Here is a 15,283-nt window from a genome sequence, read left to right on the forward strand (position 1 = left end):
TGCACAGAGCCGGTTGCGGCCAGCCTAACCGATACGCCATGTGGCGACCATCATCGACGGCCATCAGATGCGTCCCTCCTCGACGGCGTGGCAGGCGACCTGGTGGCCGCGATCCAGCGTGACCGGGGTAGGGGCCGCCTCGCGGCAACGCCGGTTGGCATGCGGACATCGATCGCGGAACACGCAGCCCGAGGGCGCCTGCAGCGGCATCGACAGCTCCCCGCTCAGTCGCAGCTGGCCGGGGAAGGCATCGTCCAGTCGTGGGCTAGCCGCCAGCAGCGCCCGGGTATACGGATGGCGGGGGCGTGCGAACAGCGTATCGGCGTCAGCCAGTTCGCAAATCGTACCCAGATACATCACCGCCACCCGAGTGGCGAAATGCTCGACGACCGCCAGATCATGGGTGATGAAGAGATAGGTCAGTCGATGCGAGGCCTGGGCGTCCATCATCAGATTCAGGACCTGGGCCTGCACCGAGACGTCGAGCGCCGAGACGGGTTCATCGGCCACCACGAACTCGGGGTCGACGCTCAGCGCCCGGGCGATTGCGATGCGCTGGCGCTGCCCGCCGGAGAACTCATGCGCGAAACGATCGCCCCAGCCGTTATCGATGCCGACATCGTCCATCAATGCCTCGACCTTCGCCTCGACCCGGTCGCGAGACCAGTCGGGGTGATGGATACGAACCGGTTCCTCCAGCGCCTGTCGCACCGTCAGACGGGGATTGAGCGAGGCGTAAGGATTCTGGAAGATCATCTGCATGCGCCGCCGAAACGGCTGCCACTGCCTGGCATTCAGATGATCGATACGCCGGCCGTCGTAATGTACTTCACCGTCGCTGGGCGTGACCAAGCCCATGATCAGGCGTGCCAGCGTCGACTTGCCACAGCCCGATTCCCCCACCACGCAGAGCGCGTCGCCACGCTGGATATCGAGATCGACCCCGTTGACGGCATAAATTCGCTCTCGCCGCCAGCCACGCTGACGCCTGTCGAATCGCCACGGCAGGAGGCGTTCCGGATGCAGGGCGAAGCGCTTGCGCAGCTGCCGAACGCTGACCAGCGGCTCCGGCGTGTCGGCAGCGCGACCCAGCGTCTGAAGTGTCTCGGGCTGGGTCATGTCGCGCGCTCCTCGGCCGGCTCGCGGGCGATCAACTCGGCGACCCAATGGCAGGCCACCTGACACTCCCCGGAGCGAACGGGCTCGGGTACGTTTTCGATACAGTCTCGGCGCGGCACTCCTTCGGGCGTGATGCGATAGGCGCAGCGGGGATGAAAGGCGCAACCGCTGGGCACCTCGGAGAGCGTCGGCATCGAACCGGGGATCTGATGCAGACGCTGTCTCGGCAGTGTCATCTGCGGCAGGGCATTGATCAGGCCTTGAGTGTACGGGTGCTGAGCGTCGTTGATGATCTCGCGGGTCGGCCCCTGCTCGACGATGCGCCCGGCGTACATCACCAGCGTCCGTTGCGTCAGCTGGCCGATGACGCCCAGATCGTGGGAGATCACGATCAACCCGACGTCGTGTTCATCGCACAGCCGCTTGAGCAGGGTGATGATCTCGGCCTGGATCGTGACGTCGAGCGCCGTGGTGGGCTCGTCGGCGATGATGATATCCGGCTCCAGCAGCAGGGCGATGGCAATGACCACGCGCTGACAGAGTCCGCCGGAAAGCTGATGCGGATACTGCTCGAGACGGCGTTCGGGTGACGACACCTGGACCTGACGCAGCTTGTCGACCGCAACGATCCTGGCCCGGCGAGTCGAGAGTCGTCGGTGCGCCTTGAGGCTTTCGATCATCTGCTGACCAATGGTCAATACCGGGTTGAGGGTGGTCAACGGATCCTGGAATATCATCGCCAGACGATTGCCGCGCAGTCGTCGGAACTGCCTTTCGGACAGCGAGGTCAACTCGCGCCCTTCGAAACGGACCGTGCCGGCCACGATATGTCCGGGGCGCGAGAGCAATTTCAGCAGGCTGAAAGCGAGCACCGATTTGCCGGCGCCGGACTCGCCCACGATGCCCAGCCGTTCGCCTCGCTGGAGCGAGAAGCTCAAGTCACGAACCGCGCGTATTTCCCCCCGCCGTAGCGGGAAGCGGACATCGAGATGTTCGACTTCCAGCAGTGCCATGGGATTGGCCCTCATAGTGGTCCTTCAGGCAGGCGCGGATTGAGCGTATCGCGCAGCCAGTCTCCCAGCAGATTGACGACCAGCACGAATACCACCAGGAACAACCCAGGCAGCAGCGTGATCCACCAGGATCCGGACTGCAGGTAGTCGAACCCGGACTTGATCAGCGAGCCGAGCGACGGCTGGGTTTCCGGCATGCCCAGGCCCAGAAACGAGAGCGCCGCTTCGGCCATGATGGCATTGGCGATCTGCACCGTGGAGATCACCAGAATCGGCGTCAGGGTATTGGGCAGAATGTGTCGCAACATGATGCGACGCCCCGAATAACCCAGCACGCGGGCGGCATCGACGTAATCCTTGTGCTTTTCAACCAGCACCTTGGCCCTGACGGTACGCGCGTACTGGGGCCATTCGCTCAAACCGATGACCAAAATCAGTATCACCACGCCGTAGTCGCCGTAGAACGCGCCGCCAAACGCCGTCTTGACGACCGCCCCGATAATGATCGCCATCATCAGCGTCGAAAACGACAGCTGGATATCGGCCAGACGCATCAGCAGGGTGTCGATGACACCACCGCGATAGCCGGCAAGCAGCCCCAACGCCGTGCCCAGTATCGCCTGGAGCATCACCGCGCCCAGACCGATCGCGATCGATACCCGAGCACCATAGAGAATGGTCGACAGCAGATCCCGGCCCTGGGCGTCGGTCCCCAGCGGAAAGCCGGGCTCGCTCCCCGCGAGCCAGAACGGCGGCAATTCGGAGTCGAGCAGATCGATCTGGGCCAGGTCGTAGGGATTGCTCGGGGCGATCCAGGGCGCTGCCAGGATGCTTGCCATCATCAGCACGAACAGCGCCAGACAGAGCTGGGCCAGGCGGTCGCGGCGCAACCGATAGACGAAGTAGGAGTCGCCAAAGCGGCGCCAACGCGCCGCAATCCCGATTCGATCCTGCTTCATGCCGGTCTCCCGCTAATCGTGATGCGCGGATTCAACACGCGATAGAGTAGATCGACGAGGGTATTGATGACCACGAAGATGGCGCCGATTACCATCAGGTAGGCGACGATCAGCGGCATATCGGCGCGTTCGATCGCGTCGAGAAACATCAGCCCGGCGCCAGGCCATTGAAAGACGGTTTCCGTCAGCAGGGTGTAGGCCGCCAGCGTGCCGATCTGAACGCCGCCCAAGGTGATCACCGGTAGCAGCGTGTTTTTCAGCGCGTGAAGAAAGTAGATGCGTGACGGCCGGAGGCCTCGCGCCCGGGCATATCTCACATAGTCGGACTCCAGCACCTCCAGCATTTCGGCGCGGATCAGACGCACGAACAGCGGCAGCATGACGAAAGCCAGCGACAGGGCAGGGAGCAGTAGATAGAGCCAGCCTCGCCACGAGGCAAAATTGGTGCTCCAGACGCCCCAGACGTGTACCGGGCTGCCCCGTCCGTAGGCGGGCATTCCGCCTTGGGTGGAGAGCGTATGATTGAGCCAGCTGCCCCAGCCGGTCCCCTCGGGAAATAACGTCACGTGAACACCGATCGAAAAGAGCTGGATCAGCACCATGGCCGTCAGGAAAACGGGTACCGAAATGCCCACCACCGAGAGACCCATCAGCGTCCTCGATAGCCAGCTGCGCGGGCGAATCGCGCAGTAGACGCCCATCGGTGCCGCCAGCAGCAACGTGATCACCGCGCTGGTCGCGATCAGCTCGAGGGTCGCCGGCAGATAGCGTGCGATCACCTCGAGCGCCGGCTCGTGAAAGAAGTAAGAGTTGCCGAAATCCAGGCGCAGGGCGTTACCCGCGAAGTGCAGATACTGCAGCCATAGCGGGTCGTTCAGTCCCAGCGACTGACGCAGCGCCATGATATCGGCGTCCGTCGCGGCCTGCCCCAGCAGCTGGCGCACCGGATCGCCCAGGCCACTCTGAAGGGTGAAGCCGATCACGCTGATGACGAACATCACCATGATCGCCTGGCACAGTCGTCGAATTAGAAACATGATCATCGGGGGTGAACGACCACGTCGCCCAGATAGGGCATGTTGATCACGTTCAGCACCGGCGCGATATCGACGCGATCCGACGCCGCCCAGGCAAGATTCTGCCAGTACAGGGGGATGAAAGGGGCGTCATCGTGAATCGACTGCTCGGCCTGCTTCAGCAGGCGCGCGCGAGCCTCCGGCTGCATGGTGAGGTTCGCCCGTTCGACCAGCGCATCGATCGCCGGATTGCAGTACTCGCTGGCGTTGTAGTGGCCGGCGCCGGTCTCAGGATCGGTGCAGAACGTGAGGTACTCGAAGAAATTGGCCGAATCGCCGGTATCCGAGTACCAGCCCATCATCATCATGTCCGCGGCGCGCTTGTCGTATTCGGCCCAGTACTGGTTCTTGGGCAACGTCTCGAATTCGACGGTGACGTTGATCTTGGCCAGCATGGCAGCCACCGCCAGCGCGACCTGCGCCGTCTGGGCGTCATTCACGTAACGGTTGTTGGGCGCCATCAGGGTGACCGTAAAGCCCTTGGCGTAGCCGGCTTCACGCATCAGTTCACGCGCCTTGCCAAGATCGTAACGCGGTTGCAGCGTCGCCACATGACCCGCATAGCCCTCGGGCGACATCTGTGCCGCCGGCGTCGCGAAGCCTTTCAGCAGGCGCTCGGCGATGGCCGTCTGATCGACGGCGTAAGTGAACGCGCGACGTACCCGACTATCCCGGAAAGCCGGAACCCGCCGTTCGTTGAGCTGCAGCATGGTGATACGGGTGCCGGGCATGGAGACTAGTTGGATCCCGTCGGCATGGCGAAGCCGCTGCATGGCATTGAAAGGCACCGGCGAGATGAAATCGACATCGCCGGCGCGCAGCGCAGCGACCCGGGTGGCATTCTCGGCAATCGGCGTCATCACCAGATGATCGACGTTGCCGGGCGACTCGGTATCCCAGTAGCCGGGAAAGCGTTCGAACTCGGTCCTGATCCCGGGATGGCGCTCCTCGACCTCGAACGGTCCGGTCCCGGACAGGTGATTCGAGGCAAACGAATTGCCGTTCTTGACGATTTCGGCCTTGTCGCGTCCGTTCGCCGAGGTGCCGGTGTAGAACCGGCTATCCATCGGGAACAGATAAGTGGCGAGGTTGAGCAGCAGCGGGTAGGGCTTGCGCGTATGCAGATCGACGGTGAAATCGTCGATCGCTTCGGCCCGTTCGATCGGTTCGAATATTGCACGGAAGTCCGGGCTGCGCCTGAGACGTTGCAACGTCCATACGACATCCTTGGCCGTGAAGGCATTACCACTATGAAATGTCACGCCGTGACGCAGGTGAAAGCGCATCGTGGTGTCGTCGATCCGTTCCCAGCCGGTCGCCAGGCGAGGTTCGAGTTCGAGATCGCGATCCCAGCGCACCAGCGGATCGAAAGTCAGGTGCGACAGCTGGAGCATGCGAATGGAGAGCTGCTCGTGGATATCCAGCGATACCGGGGCGGTGTCGTAAGCCACTCTGAGCGTGATGTCTTGATCATCGTCGACGACGCCATTATCGGCCGGCTTGTCGCCGGCCAACGCCGAACACGACAAGGGCAACCATAGACTCACGATCAGAGCGCAGACCCGCGTGCTGGCCGGGGCGCCGGATGAAAACAGGGTGAGACGCATTGAAAGTCCGCTGTGCAGGCCCGTTATCCCACTACCTTACTGATAGATGTCCGACGGGCCCAATCGAAATCGCGCAACGCGGCATTCAACCCGTGAATGACGAGCGTCCCGTCAGCCGATGATCGGCGTGCGCTGACAGGACGGGACGCGAAGGGGAGATCAGCTTTCGGCGGGGAACGTCGGCTGGATCCGGATGGCGCCCATCTCGTCGGCGCGCGATACCGTGCAGCCGAGATCGTTGACGCGCCCATCGGTGAGGCCGTAGACCCAGCCATGCACCGACAATGGCTGGTTGCGCTCCCAGGCGCGCTGAATGATCTTGGTACGACACAGGTTGGCCACCTGGAGACGAACGTTGTGTTCGCACATCCGATCGATCTGCTCTTCAAGGGGCAGTGACTCGAGGGTGGGGCGATGCTGCTGGTAGAGCTCGCTGATGCTGTTGAGCCAGTAGTCGACGATGCCGTGTTCTCCCCCGGTGATCGCCGCTTTGACCCCACCACAGCCGTAGTGTCCGACGACCATGATGTGCTTGACCTTGAGCACGTCGACGGCGAACTGGACGACCGACAGCGCGTTCATGTCGTTGTGATAGATCAGGTTGGCGACATTGCGGTGAACGAACACTTCGCCGGGCGGCAGATCGACGATCTGATTGGCAGGCACGCGGCTGTCGGAGCAGCCGATCCAGAGATAGTCGGGATTCTGCTGCTGAGAAAGCTGCGCGAAGAAGTTCGGATCTCGCTGCTGAACCCCGTCGGCCCAGCGTCGATTCTGTTCGAGTAGCGTGTTGATATCGCTCATGGCAGCACCCTGAGATACGTGAATCGGCGGACGTCTTGTCGCGCCGGCAAAGCGATGATTCTAGGCTATCCGAGGGGATTTTCGAAGGCATGGCGAAGGCGTGCTGAAGGAGGGGCTCAACGGACCCGATGGCATCACCAACGCTAGCATCCTATCCCCAAAGCTTTTTTTATATCGCCCTCATAGGCACGGTCTTTTTCGACAGACGACCGAGGCTGGTATCATCGCGGCATTATGTTCCCAAGATCTTGTTTCAAGGAGTTTCACCGTGGCGAATTACGATTACGATCTCTTCGTGATAGGAGCCGGTTCCGGCGGCGTGCGTGCCGCACGAACGGCCGCAGCGACGGGTGCCAGAGTCGCGGTTGCCGAGGACCGCTATCTCGGCGGCACCTGCGTCAACGTAGGCTGCGTACCGAAGAAGCTGTACTCCTATGCGGCGCATTTCCATGACGCGTTCGAGGACAGCGCGGGATTTGGCTGGACGATTCCGCAGGCCCCGACGTTTGACTGGGCGACACTGCGCGACAACAAGATCGAGGAGATCAAGCGCCTCAACGGTATCTACAGTCGATTGCTGGATGGCGCCGGCGTCACGCTGATCAATGGTCGTGCCAAGGTCGTCGATGCCAACGCCGTCGAGATCAACGGCGATCGCATCACCGCCGAGAAGATACTGGTGGCGGTGGGCGGCTGGCCCTGGACGCCCGAGTTCGAGGGCAGTGAACATACCATCAACTCTAACCAGGTATTCGATCTCGACAGCTTTCCCAAGCGCTTCCTGGTGCTGGGCGGTGGCTACATCGCCGTCGAGTTCGCCAGCATCTTCAACGGCCTCGGCGCGGACACGAGCCTGATCTACCGTGGGGAGCTGTTCCTGCGTGGGTTCGATCGGGAAGTGCGAGAATTCACCCGCGACGAAATGGTCAAGAAAGGGGTCGACCTGCATTTCAAGACCAATATCGAGCGGATTCGCAAGGTAGAGAGCGGGCTCGAGGTAACGTTGACCAGCGGCGAGCAGTTCGAAGTGGACGCCGTACTCGCCGCTACCGGCCGTCGGCCCCACCTGGAAGGGCTTGGGTTGGATGCGCTGGGCGTCGAGCTCAACACCGATGGTACGCTCAAGGTCAACGAACGCTACGAATCCTCGGTGCCCTCGATCCTCGGCCTGGGTGACGTGACCGGCGGCCCAGAATTGACCCCGGTTGCGCTCGCCGAGGCAATGCACCTGGTCCAGCACCACTTCACCCAGAACGAGAGCGGCAAAACGCCAGCACCGCTCGACTATCAGAACATCGCGACGGCCGTGTTCTGTCACCCCAACATCGGCACCGTCGGCCTATCCGAAGAAGAGGCGCGGGAGCGTTTCGAGGCAGTGCGCATCTACAGCGCGGATTTCCGTCCGATGAAGCACACGCTATCCGGCAGTGACGAGCGTTGCCTGATGAAGCTGGTGGTCGATGACGAAAGCGATCGTGTCGTCGGTGCTCATATGGTGGGCGACGACGCGGGCGAGACCATTCAGGGAATCGCGATCGCCGTGCGAGCTCGGCTGACCAAGAGCGATTTCGATGCCACGGTGGGCATTCATCCCACCGCCGCGGAAGAGTTCGTCACCATGCGCAGCGTGACGCGACGCTGATCATTGCCGATCGCTGAACGTCAAAGTGGCCGCCCGGCAGGGCGGCTTATTGCTTCGGTTCATCGCATTTCGTCAATCGGCAGGCGCCGGTTGTGCGGCAACGGCGGCAGGTCGCCACAAGCCTACTCTCTTGGCGTCGTTGCTACATCGAAGCCCCGTACCTCATAGCTTCCCGGGATCTCCCCGACTACTTTTCCTCACGGACCTTCGCTCGTCGTCTAGACTTCGGATATCGAGGCAGTCGCAAGCCCGTCAGCATATAAATATTATTTATTGAATATGCGCGGCTAAATAACCTGTCGTTTGAAGGTTGGCTGACTCACTGTTATTCTGAATCCCAAATTCGCCATAGCGACGATGACGATGACCAACCCCAACCCGGCATTTACGCCCTCGGCAGATCTGGCAAGGCCTACCGTGGCCGATGCCGTCGTCGGCAAGCCTGATATGCCTCTCTTCATTCGCAAGCCCACCACGGAAGATGGCTGGGGTATCTACGAGTTGGTCAAGGCGTGCCCACCGCTCGATGTCAATTCCGGCTACGCCTATCTGCTACTGGCAACGCAGTTCCGTGACAGTTGTGCTGTCGCAACCACGGAAGACGGCGAAATCGTCGGCTTCGTCTCGGGTTACGTCAAGGCTGCAGCTCCCGACATCTATTTTCTATGGCAGGTGGCCGTAGGGGAAAAGGCTCGCGGTACCGGTCTGGCACGTCGTCTGGTAGAAGCCGTGCTGACGCGATCGGAGCTGTCGGGATTGAATCACCTGGAAACCACCATCACGCCAGACAATCAGGCCTCCTGGGGTCTGTTTCGTCGGCTGGCCGGTCGTTGGCAGGCGCCACTCATCAGTCGCGAATATTTCTCTACCGATCAGCTGGGGGGCGAACACGATCCGGAGAATCTCGTCCGGATCGGCCCGTTCGATCCGCAGCGCATCCAGGGCTGACGGATCTAACGTCGTGGGCCGTTTTCTCGCTCGGCTATTCCGCCTGATCGTTTACGCATTCACTGCGACTGTCCCAAGTCAATCACTTCACTATCGATATCCATCCACTGAGGAGGTTGTATGCAGACCCAGATTTTCGAACGCATGGAATCAGAAGTCCGGACCTATTCCCGCTCGTTTCCGGTCGTCTTCGGCAAGGCCCAGGGTGCCCGGCTGACCGACGAGGACGGCCGCGAATACATCGACTTTCTCGCCGGCGCCGGTACGCTCAACTACGGCCACAACCATCCCAAGCTGCAGGAAGCGCTGGTCGAGTACATTACCTCCAATGGCATCGTTCATGGCCTGGACATGTGGTCGACGGCCAAGCGGGACTATCTCGAGGCGCTGGAAGAATTGATCTTCAAGCCGCGCGGACTGGACTACAAGGTTCATCTGCCCGGCCCGACCGGCACCAACGCCACCGAAGCGGCCATTCGCCTGGCCCGGGTCGCCAAGGGACGCCACAACATCGTTACTTTCACCAACGGTTTCCATGGCGTGACCATGGGCGCGCTGGCGACGACCGGTAACCGCAAGTTCCGCGAAGCCACCGGGGGCATTCCCACTCAGGGGGCCAGCTTCCTGCCGTTCGACGGCTACCTCGGCGAAGGCGTCGACACGCTCGACTATTTCGAGAAGCTGCTGGGCGACAAATCCGGCGGCCTCGATGTGCCGGCCGGTGTCATCGTCGAGACGGTGCAGGGCGAGGGCGGTATCAACCCCGCCGGGCTGGATTGGCTCAAGCGGCTCGAGGGCATCTGCCGCGCGCACGACATCCTGCTGATCGTCGACGACATTCAGGCGGGCTGTGGTCGTACCGGCAAGTTCTTCAGCTTCGAGCACGCCAATATCGTGCCCGACATCGTGACCAATTCGAAATCGCTGTCCGCCTATGGCCTGCCGTTTGCCCACGTGCTGATGCGCCCCGAGCTGGACAAGTGGAAGCCGGGCCAATACAACGGTACCTTCCGTGGTTTCAACATGGCTTTCGTGACGGCGACAGCCGCGCTCAAGCACTTCTGGAGCGACGACACGTTCGAGCGCGACATTCAGCGTAAAGGCCGCATCGTCGAAGAGCGCTTTGCCAAGATTGCTGCCTCTTTGACCGAGATGGGTTATCCCGCGAGTGAGCGTGGCCGTGGCCTGATGCGCGGCATCGATGTACGCGACGGCGACGTGGCGGACAAGATTACCGCCAAAGCTTTCGAAAATGGGCTGATCATCGAAACAGCCGGCCAGGCTGGTCAGGTCGTGAAGTGCTTGTGTCCGCTGGTCATCAGCGATGAAGATCTGCTCGAAGGTCTGGACATTCTGGAACGCAGCGTCAAGGAAGCTCTCACCTGAGTCAGGCACTGCCACGATAAGACGGCCCAGTGAGGCCGTCTTTCAGATCACTTTGATAGCGTCACTTACCAGGAGTTGTAGCGATGATCGTACGTCACCTTTCTGAATGCATGGAAACTGAGCGTTTTGTCGAAGCCGAGAACGGCAACTGGGACAGTACGCGTTTGATGTTGGCCGAGGACAACTGCGGCTTTTCATTCAACATCACGCGTATTCATCCGGGTACGGAAACCCACATTCACTACAAGAACCATATCGAAGCCGTCTTCTGCTACGAAGGTGAAGGTGAGGTGGAAACTATCGCCGATGGCAAGATCCACACCATCAAGGCCGGCACCATGTACCTGCTCGACAAGAACGACGAGCACTGGCTGCGTGGCAAGGAGAAGGGCATGACCGTAGCCTGCGTCTTCAGCCCAGCGCTGACCGGTCGTGAAGTGCATCGAGAAGATGGCTCTTACGCACCGGCAGATGATTGAGCCTCAATGCGCCAGCGTTCATTCGACACAAAAAAAGACCGCATAAGCGGTCTCAGACCGCTGACGAACCCACCGATTTTGGTGGGTTCGTTGCTTTCAGGATGCCGCTACGCGTGCCGGCACAGCAAACTCGGGCAAAGCTCCATCCTCCACAACATTCGTTTTTCTAGGGTAATTTTGATCGGCTAGCAACCATAGATGAAGCTGTATCATGATCGATCTGAGCTAAGAACTGCTTGGCCTCCTTTTGAAAGGCTGCTAATGCTTGTCCAGATAGCTGCTTGCCTTCCGGCAATTTGACGCGCATGGCGTCGACTTGATTATTGTTAACCATTAACTCGTAATGAAGATGAGGTCCCGTGCTACGACCCGTATTGCCGGATAGTGCAATCTTCTGGCCTCTGGAAACGCGCTCGCCTTCAGATACCAAGCGTTTGGATAGGTGCATATAGCGAGTCTTGTAGCCGTTGTCATGGCGGATCACAACGTAGTTTCCAGCGCCATTTGCTTGATAGGCCGATTTGACAACACGTCCATTTGCTGGAGATTGAATCGAAGTGCCAGTGGTTACTGCAAAGTCAGTGCCTCGATGCGGACTAACTCGGCCAGTGATTGGGTGCTTTCGCCGCAAGTTAAAAGGCGAGCTTATCCTGTAGTCGCCTTTAAACGGCTTCCGGTTAAATGCCGGGGAGAGGCTGTAGCCTTCAGAGGTATAAAAATTGTCATCAGCAGGATTCCTAACGATAGCTAGGTCTCTTTTATTGCCTTTGTAGTGAGCAGCAAGGATGCGCGAATCAGTAGCCTGACCCTCAATCATATCGGTTTCTACCAAAACTCGGAATTGATCTCCTCGCCGGGCAGCACGGCGAAAATTTATCTTTTTCGAAAGTAGATCGCTCAGATCAGACACTTCTGAGTAAGATAAGCCAGTGGCGCTGGCTGACTGAGCAAAACTACCATTGACGGTTCCTGAAAACAATCGCTCCGTTTTCTGAGCCGTTTTTTCAAGACGAGTAACCTCAAAGCTCTTGCTGTCGTGGTCGCGTTCAATCAGGAGGCCGGAATGTGCGTCCTCCATGATTCGCAGTGCCAATAATTCACCAGATTCGTTAATTTTAAAGTCAAAGTTATCACCGACACGCCAGCGAGTGAATGTCCTTTCGTCCGGGATTTCTTCGAGAAGCTGCATAACTTCATCATAGCCTAGTCCCAGAATGCGTTCGGCCATGTCCGCGAAAGTATCGCCGGATTGAATGGTATAAGTTTCCCAAGATGGGACGAATCTTTCGTTGGCTACCAGTTCTTCTTCCAGGTCTACTTTTTCATCGTTATGTATTAGGTCGACAGATAAACCTTCATCGGAAGTCCCGCCAACTTCGCGATCGTTGGTTTCTGTTGCCGAGTCGGTAAGTCGAATCGCCATGTGCAGCGCCTGGCTATTCAGTTTGCTAGCGTCTTTAGTACTTTCCGGCTTGGTTGTAGGAACGCTGGGGCTTAATGGTGTAGCCGCACGAACAACGCTGTCTTGGACAGTTGTTTCAGAAACGCGAGTAGTTTCAACTTCGTCTGTTACCAATAGGGGGCTTTGTGGCGAGCCTGCCGTGGGCTTGGTAAGTCCGGTGGAAGCCTGAGCGGGGCCCGTATATTTGTAGTTGGTGCTGACTTTAACAGCTGTCATGGTGTCAGCTTGAGCTTGGAAACTAGTAGATAACTCAATGCTTGGCGAACTAGCCTCGTTAAGGGACGCATCATCTCCATTAGAAGCTTTTAACACAGAGAAGATTTCCTGCGCTCCTAGTAACGTGACTAGCGTAGCTATAGGTAAAATCAGTAATTTTCGGCTGCGAGGCAGGAAGCGAAGGATTCTTAGCATGAGAGCTTATAAATAGACCAAGTGAAGTGAAATGGCGGTACTTTACCCCAAACAACACGATGTGCCTACCCTACAGGGCAAGCCTATGCGCATAATGACATTTTGTAGTGGCTTGCCTAATCTGTCGATAACGGTGTCTTTTAGCTATTTCGCCTGCGTACCCCGGATATAACCAGCGCTGCTGACAATAGCCAGGTTGGCCAGCTTCCGGTGCGTGTGAATGGCGTTTGTCCCCGCATGGCCCGGATTTCTCCGTTGAGGGTGGTCATCCTGAATTGAGTCGCGCGATCGATAATGCGACCTTGCGGGTCGATGATGGCCGTCACCCCATTGTTCGTTGCCCGCATAACATAGCGACCATTTTCAAGGGCGCGTAGCCGGGCCATTTGCAGATGCTGAAGCGGCCCGATGGAGTCACCGAACCAGGTGTCGTTGGACACCGTGAGCAACACCTCAGCGTTATCGGCGCGTTGTGCCACTAAATCCGGGAAAATAATTTCGTAACAGATCGCCGTGCCGATGCGCAGTCCAGCGGCTCGGATCGGGCCTTGTTCGGAATTGCCTGCCGTGAAGTCTGACATCGGCAGATCAAAGAAAGCGATAATGCCACGTAGCTGTTTTTCCATCGGGATGTATTCACCGAACGGTACCAGATGCGACTTGCGGTACACATCCGTAACCTCGCCGGCGCCGACTACAGCATTGTAATAGCGGCCCGAGTCGTCGCGCTGCACGATACCGGTGAGCAGTTCGGCTCCTGATGGCAAAGTAGCCTTAACCCGCTCCAACATCGGCTCGGCTTGACGCTGATACATGGGGATCGCCGTTTCCGGCCAGATAACCAGATCTATGTCTTCAGCAATGTTGCGGGTCAATCGGGCATAGCTGCTGACTGCGTTACGCTGCCCCTCGTTTGTCCATTTGCTTAGCTGGGGTAGATTGCCCTGTAACAGGCTCACTTGTACGGGCTCCTTGCTGGGTATGGTCCACTGAGTAGGAAGCATCAGGGGGAACAGCCATAGAGCGGCGATCGTGCCCCCTGCCCACCAGCGTCGACGCAGGAACTCCACCCCCAGCGTGCCCGTCAGGGCGGTAACCAATGTCAACAGCAGCACCCCGCCAATCGGGGCCAATGGTGCTAAAGGAGAATCGACGTGCGCGCTCCCCAGCAATAGCCAAGGGAAACCGGTGAAAAGGTATGTCCGTAGCACTTCAATCAACACCCACGCGCCGGCGAAGGAGAGAAAGGCTAGCCGCGAGCCAGTAAAGCGCCGATAGAACCAGAAGGGAATGGCATAGAACAGCGCCAAGGTGGCGGCAAACAGGGCTGTAAGGAAAACCGATAGCGGCACCCCCGTGTAACCGTACTCATGGATCGACACGTAGACCCATGAGGTTCCCGTGGCGAACAGCGCGATGCCATAACACCAGCCTCGCAGGGCTGCCTGACCCGGTGTCAGGTCATCCAGGCCTGAGTAAATGAGGCCGACGGCGACCGGCCCCAGCCACCAAAGCTCGAAGGGAGAGAAGGTTAGCGTCGTTAGAGCCCCTGCGAAGACCGCTAACACGCACCCCATCCAGGGGCGACAGGAAAATCGCATGGGTTGCTCCTTAACGTGACGGGCCACTTTTATCAAAAACGCCTCGGAAAAACATTATGGCCATTCTCAAAAGTCATGCTTCTATTGGCCGTCGCAGTCGTTCGCAAGTCGTTTTCTACCCGCCTCGCATGCTTCACTACCAGTAAGACGATGCGGCTTGACTCTATAGCCACTAGAAGGTTTAGAGTTTGAGCAGAGAAATTGAACTAGGTAACTTTTCATGCCAGCTACAAATTCCGAAGTATCCGATAACACATACCAGTGGACCGTTCAAGGCATGGACTGTCCAAGCTGCGCCGGCAAGATCCGTGGTGCGGTGGAACGCCTGAAAGGCGTTTCCGACGTTCAGGTTTCGGTGATGAAGGAGACGCTGAGGCTTGGGCTGGACACGCGACAAACCTCGATGGAGCAAGTCGAGAAGACCGTCAAGCGGCTTGGCTATGGCGTCCAGTTCAAGCCCGCTGCCGCTGGACAGGATAGTGATCCGGACGAGAGCCATTCACACGGCGGCTGTGACGGTAGCCACGCTCACGCTCACGACCACTGTCACGGACATGACCATGACCATGACCATGACCATGACCATGACCATGACCGCGACGTGACGATGGCGACAGCCGAAGAGGCCGATACCGAGGGCACGCTCAGTTGGAAGGTCGGCGGCATGGACTGCGCCAGTTGCGCGGCGAAAATTCGTGGCGGTGTGGAGAACCTGCCGGGAGTCTCCGACGTCAAAGTGTCGGTCATGAACGAGACGCTCACGCTGAAGCTCGACG

The 15,283-nt window shown here is 59.0% G+C and carries 13 protein-coding genes; 5 read left to right on the forward strand and 8 right to left on the reverse strand.

Translation table 11 applies throughout. From position 1 onward, the window contains the following. Positions 1–63 precede the first annotated feature (63 nt). The 6 genes from ACUN9V_RS15440 to can form a co-directional block, all read right to left on the reverse strand. Positions 64–1,119, reverse strand: a complete 1,056-nt coding sequence (locus ACUN9V_RS15440; protein ID WP_445512040.1) for an ABC transporter ATP-binding protein — start codon at positions 1,117–1,119, stop codon at positions 64–66. Beyond that, on the reverse strand, positions 1,116–2,132 hold the full coding sequence (locus ACUN9V_RS15445; protein ID WP_445512041.1) for an ABC transporter ATP-binding protein: 1,017 nt from the start codon (positions 2,130–2,132) through the stop codon (positions 1,116–1,118). The genes ACUN9V_RS15440 and ACUN9V_RS15445 overlap by 4 nt, the downstream gene beginning before the upstream one ends. A gap of 11 nt (positions 2,133–2,143) precedes the next feature. After that, the gene (locus ACUN9V_RS15450) at positions 2,144–3,091 is read right to left on the reverse strand and encodes an ABC transporter permease (protein WP_445512042.1); all 948 of its coding nucleotides are present in this window, start codon (positions 3,089–3,091) and stop codon (positions 2,144–2,146) included. Continuing rightward, positions 3,088–4,134 carry an ABC transporter permease gene (locus ACUN9V_RS15455; protein ID WP_445512043.1) on the reverse strand — a complete coding sequence of 349 codons (1,047 nt, stop codon included), beginning with the start codon at positions 4,132–4,134 and terminating at the stop codon, positions 3,088–3,090. The genes ACUN9V_RS15450 and ACUN9V_RS15455 overlap by 4 nt, the downstream gene beginning before the upstream one ends. Then, on the reverse strand, positions 4,131–5,774 hold the full coding sequence (locus ACUN9V_RS15460; protein ID WP_445512044.1) for an ABC transporter substrate-binding protein: 1,644 nt from the start codon (positions 5,772–5,774) through the stop codon (positions 4,131–4,133). The genes ACUN9V_RS15455 and ACUN9V_RS15460 overlap by 4 nt, the downstream gene beginning before the upstream one ends. Before the next feature lie 159 nt (positions 5,775–5,933). Further along, positions 5,934–6,578, reverse strand: coding sequence for a carbonate dehydratase (gene can / locus ACUN9V_RS15465; RefSeq protein ID WP_075562283.1), 645 nt, complete (start codon positions 6,576–6,578; stop codon positions 5,934–5,936). A 268-nt stretch (positions 6,579–6,846) separates the two neighbouring features. On the opposite strand from can, the gene gorA reads away from it, so the two are divergent. The 4 genes from gorA to ACUN9V_RS15485 all read left to right on the forward strand — a co-directional run bounded on the left by gorA (position 6,847) and on the right by ACUN9V_RS15485 (position 11,033). After that, a complete protein-coding gene (gene gorA, locus ACUN9V_RS15470; RefSeq protein ID WP_445512045.1) occupies positions 6,847–8,220 on the forward strand; it encodes a glutathione-disulfide reductase in 1,374 nt (457 codons plus the stop codon). Between the two features lie 363 nt (positions 8,221–8,583). After that, on the forward strand, positions 8,584–9,168 hold the full coding sequence (gene ectA / locus ACUN9V_RS15475) for a diaminobutyrate acetyltransferase (protein WP_445512046.1): 585 nt from the start codon (positions 8,584–8,586) through the stop codon (positions 9,166–9,168). Between the two features lie 120 nt (positions 9,169–9,288). Continuing rightward, a complete protein-coding gene (gene ectB, locus ACUN9V_RS15480; protein WP_445512047.1) occupies positions 9,289–10,554 on the forward strand; it encodes a diaminobutyrate--2-oxoglutarate transaminase in 1,266 nt (421 codons plus the stop codon). Positions 10,555–10,637: 83 nt separating this feature from the next. Beyond that, positions 10,638–11,033, forward strand: a complete 396-nt coding sequence (locus ACUN9V_RS15485) for an ectoine synthase (RefSeq protein ID WP_445512048.1) — start codon at positions 10,638–10,640, stop codon at positions 11,031–11,033. A 166-nt stretch (positions 11,034–11,199) separates the two neighbouring features. On the opposite strand, the gene ACUN9V_RS15490 is transcribed toward ACUN9V_RS15485, so the two are convergent. Next, positions 11,200–12,906, reverse strand: a complete 1,707-nt coding sequence (locus ACUN9V_RS15490) for a peptidoglycan DD-metalloendopeptidase family protein (protein WP_445512049.1) — start codon at positions 12,904–12,906, stop codon at positions 11,200–11,202. A gap of 140 nt (positions 12,907–13,046) precedes the next feature. Further along, positions 13,047–14,507 carry an apolipoprotein N-acyltransferase gene (lnt, locus tag ACUN9V_RS15495; protein ID WP_445512050.1) on the reverse strand — a complete coding sequence of 487 codons (1,461 nt, stop codon included), beginning with the start codon at positions 14,505–14,507 and terminating at the stop codon, positions 13,047–13,049. A 220-nt stretch (positions 14,508–14,727) separates the two neighbouring features. On the opposite strand from lnt, the gene ACUN9V_RS15500 reads away from it, so the two are divergent. Then, positions 14,728–15,283: cation transporter (locus tag ACUN9V_RS15500; RefSeq protein WP_445512051.1), on the forward strand; the 556-nt coding region annotated here is incomplete at its 3' end.

The sequence above is a fragment of the Salinicola sp. V024 genome, assembly GCF_052645315.1.

Coding starts and splice junctions, on each gene's coding strand:
- ACUN9V_RS15485 (WP_445512048.1), top strand. CDS start 10,638: ATGATCGTACGTCACCTTTCTGAATGCATGGAAACTGAGCGTTTTGTC.
- can (WP_075562283.1), bottom strand. CDS start 6,578: ATGAGCGATATCAACACGCTACTCGAACAGAATCGACGCTGGGCCGAC.
- ACUN9V_RS15455 (WP_445512043.1), bottom strand. CDS start 4,134: ATGATCATGTTTCTAATTCGACGACTGTGCCAGGCGATCATGGTGATG.
- ACUN9V_RS15460 (WP_445512044.1), bottom strand. CDS start 5,774: ATGCGTCTCACCCTGTTTTCATCCGGCGCCCCGGCCAGCACGCGGGTC.
- lnt (WP_445512050.1), bottom strand. CDS start 14,507: ATGCGATTTTCCTGTCGCCCCTGGATGGGGTGCGTGTTAGCGGTCTTC.
- ACUN9V_RS15490 (WP_445512049.1), bottom strand. CDS start 12,906: ATGCTAAGAATCCTTCGCTTCCTGCCTCGCAGCCGAAAATTACTGATT.
- ACUN9V_RS15440 (WP_445512040.1), bottom strand. CDS start 1,119: ATGACCCAGCCCGAGACACTTCAGACGCTGGGTCGCGCTGCCGACACG.
- ectA (WP_445512046.1), top strand. CDS start 8,584: ATGACCAACCCCAACCCGGCATTTACGCCCTCGGCAGATCTGGCAAGG.
- ACUN9V_RS15445 (WP_445512041.1), bottom strand. CDS start 2,132: ATGGCACTGCTGGAAGTCGAACATCTCGATGTCCGCTTCCCGCTACGG.
- ectB (WP_445512047.1), top strand. CDS start 9,289: ATGCAGACCCAGATTTTCGAACGCATGGAATCAGAAGTCCGGACCTAT.
- ACUN9V_RS15450 (WP_445512042.1), bottom strand. CDS start 3,091: ATGAAGCAGGATCGAATCGGGATTGCGGCGCGTTGGCGCCGCTTTGGC.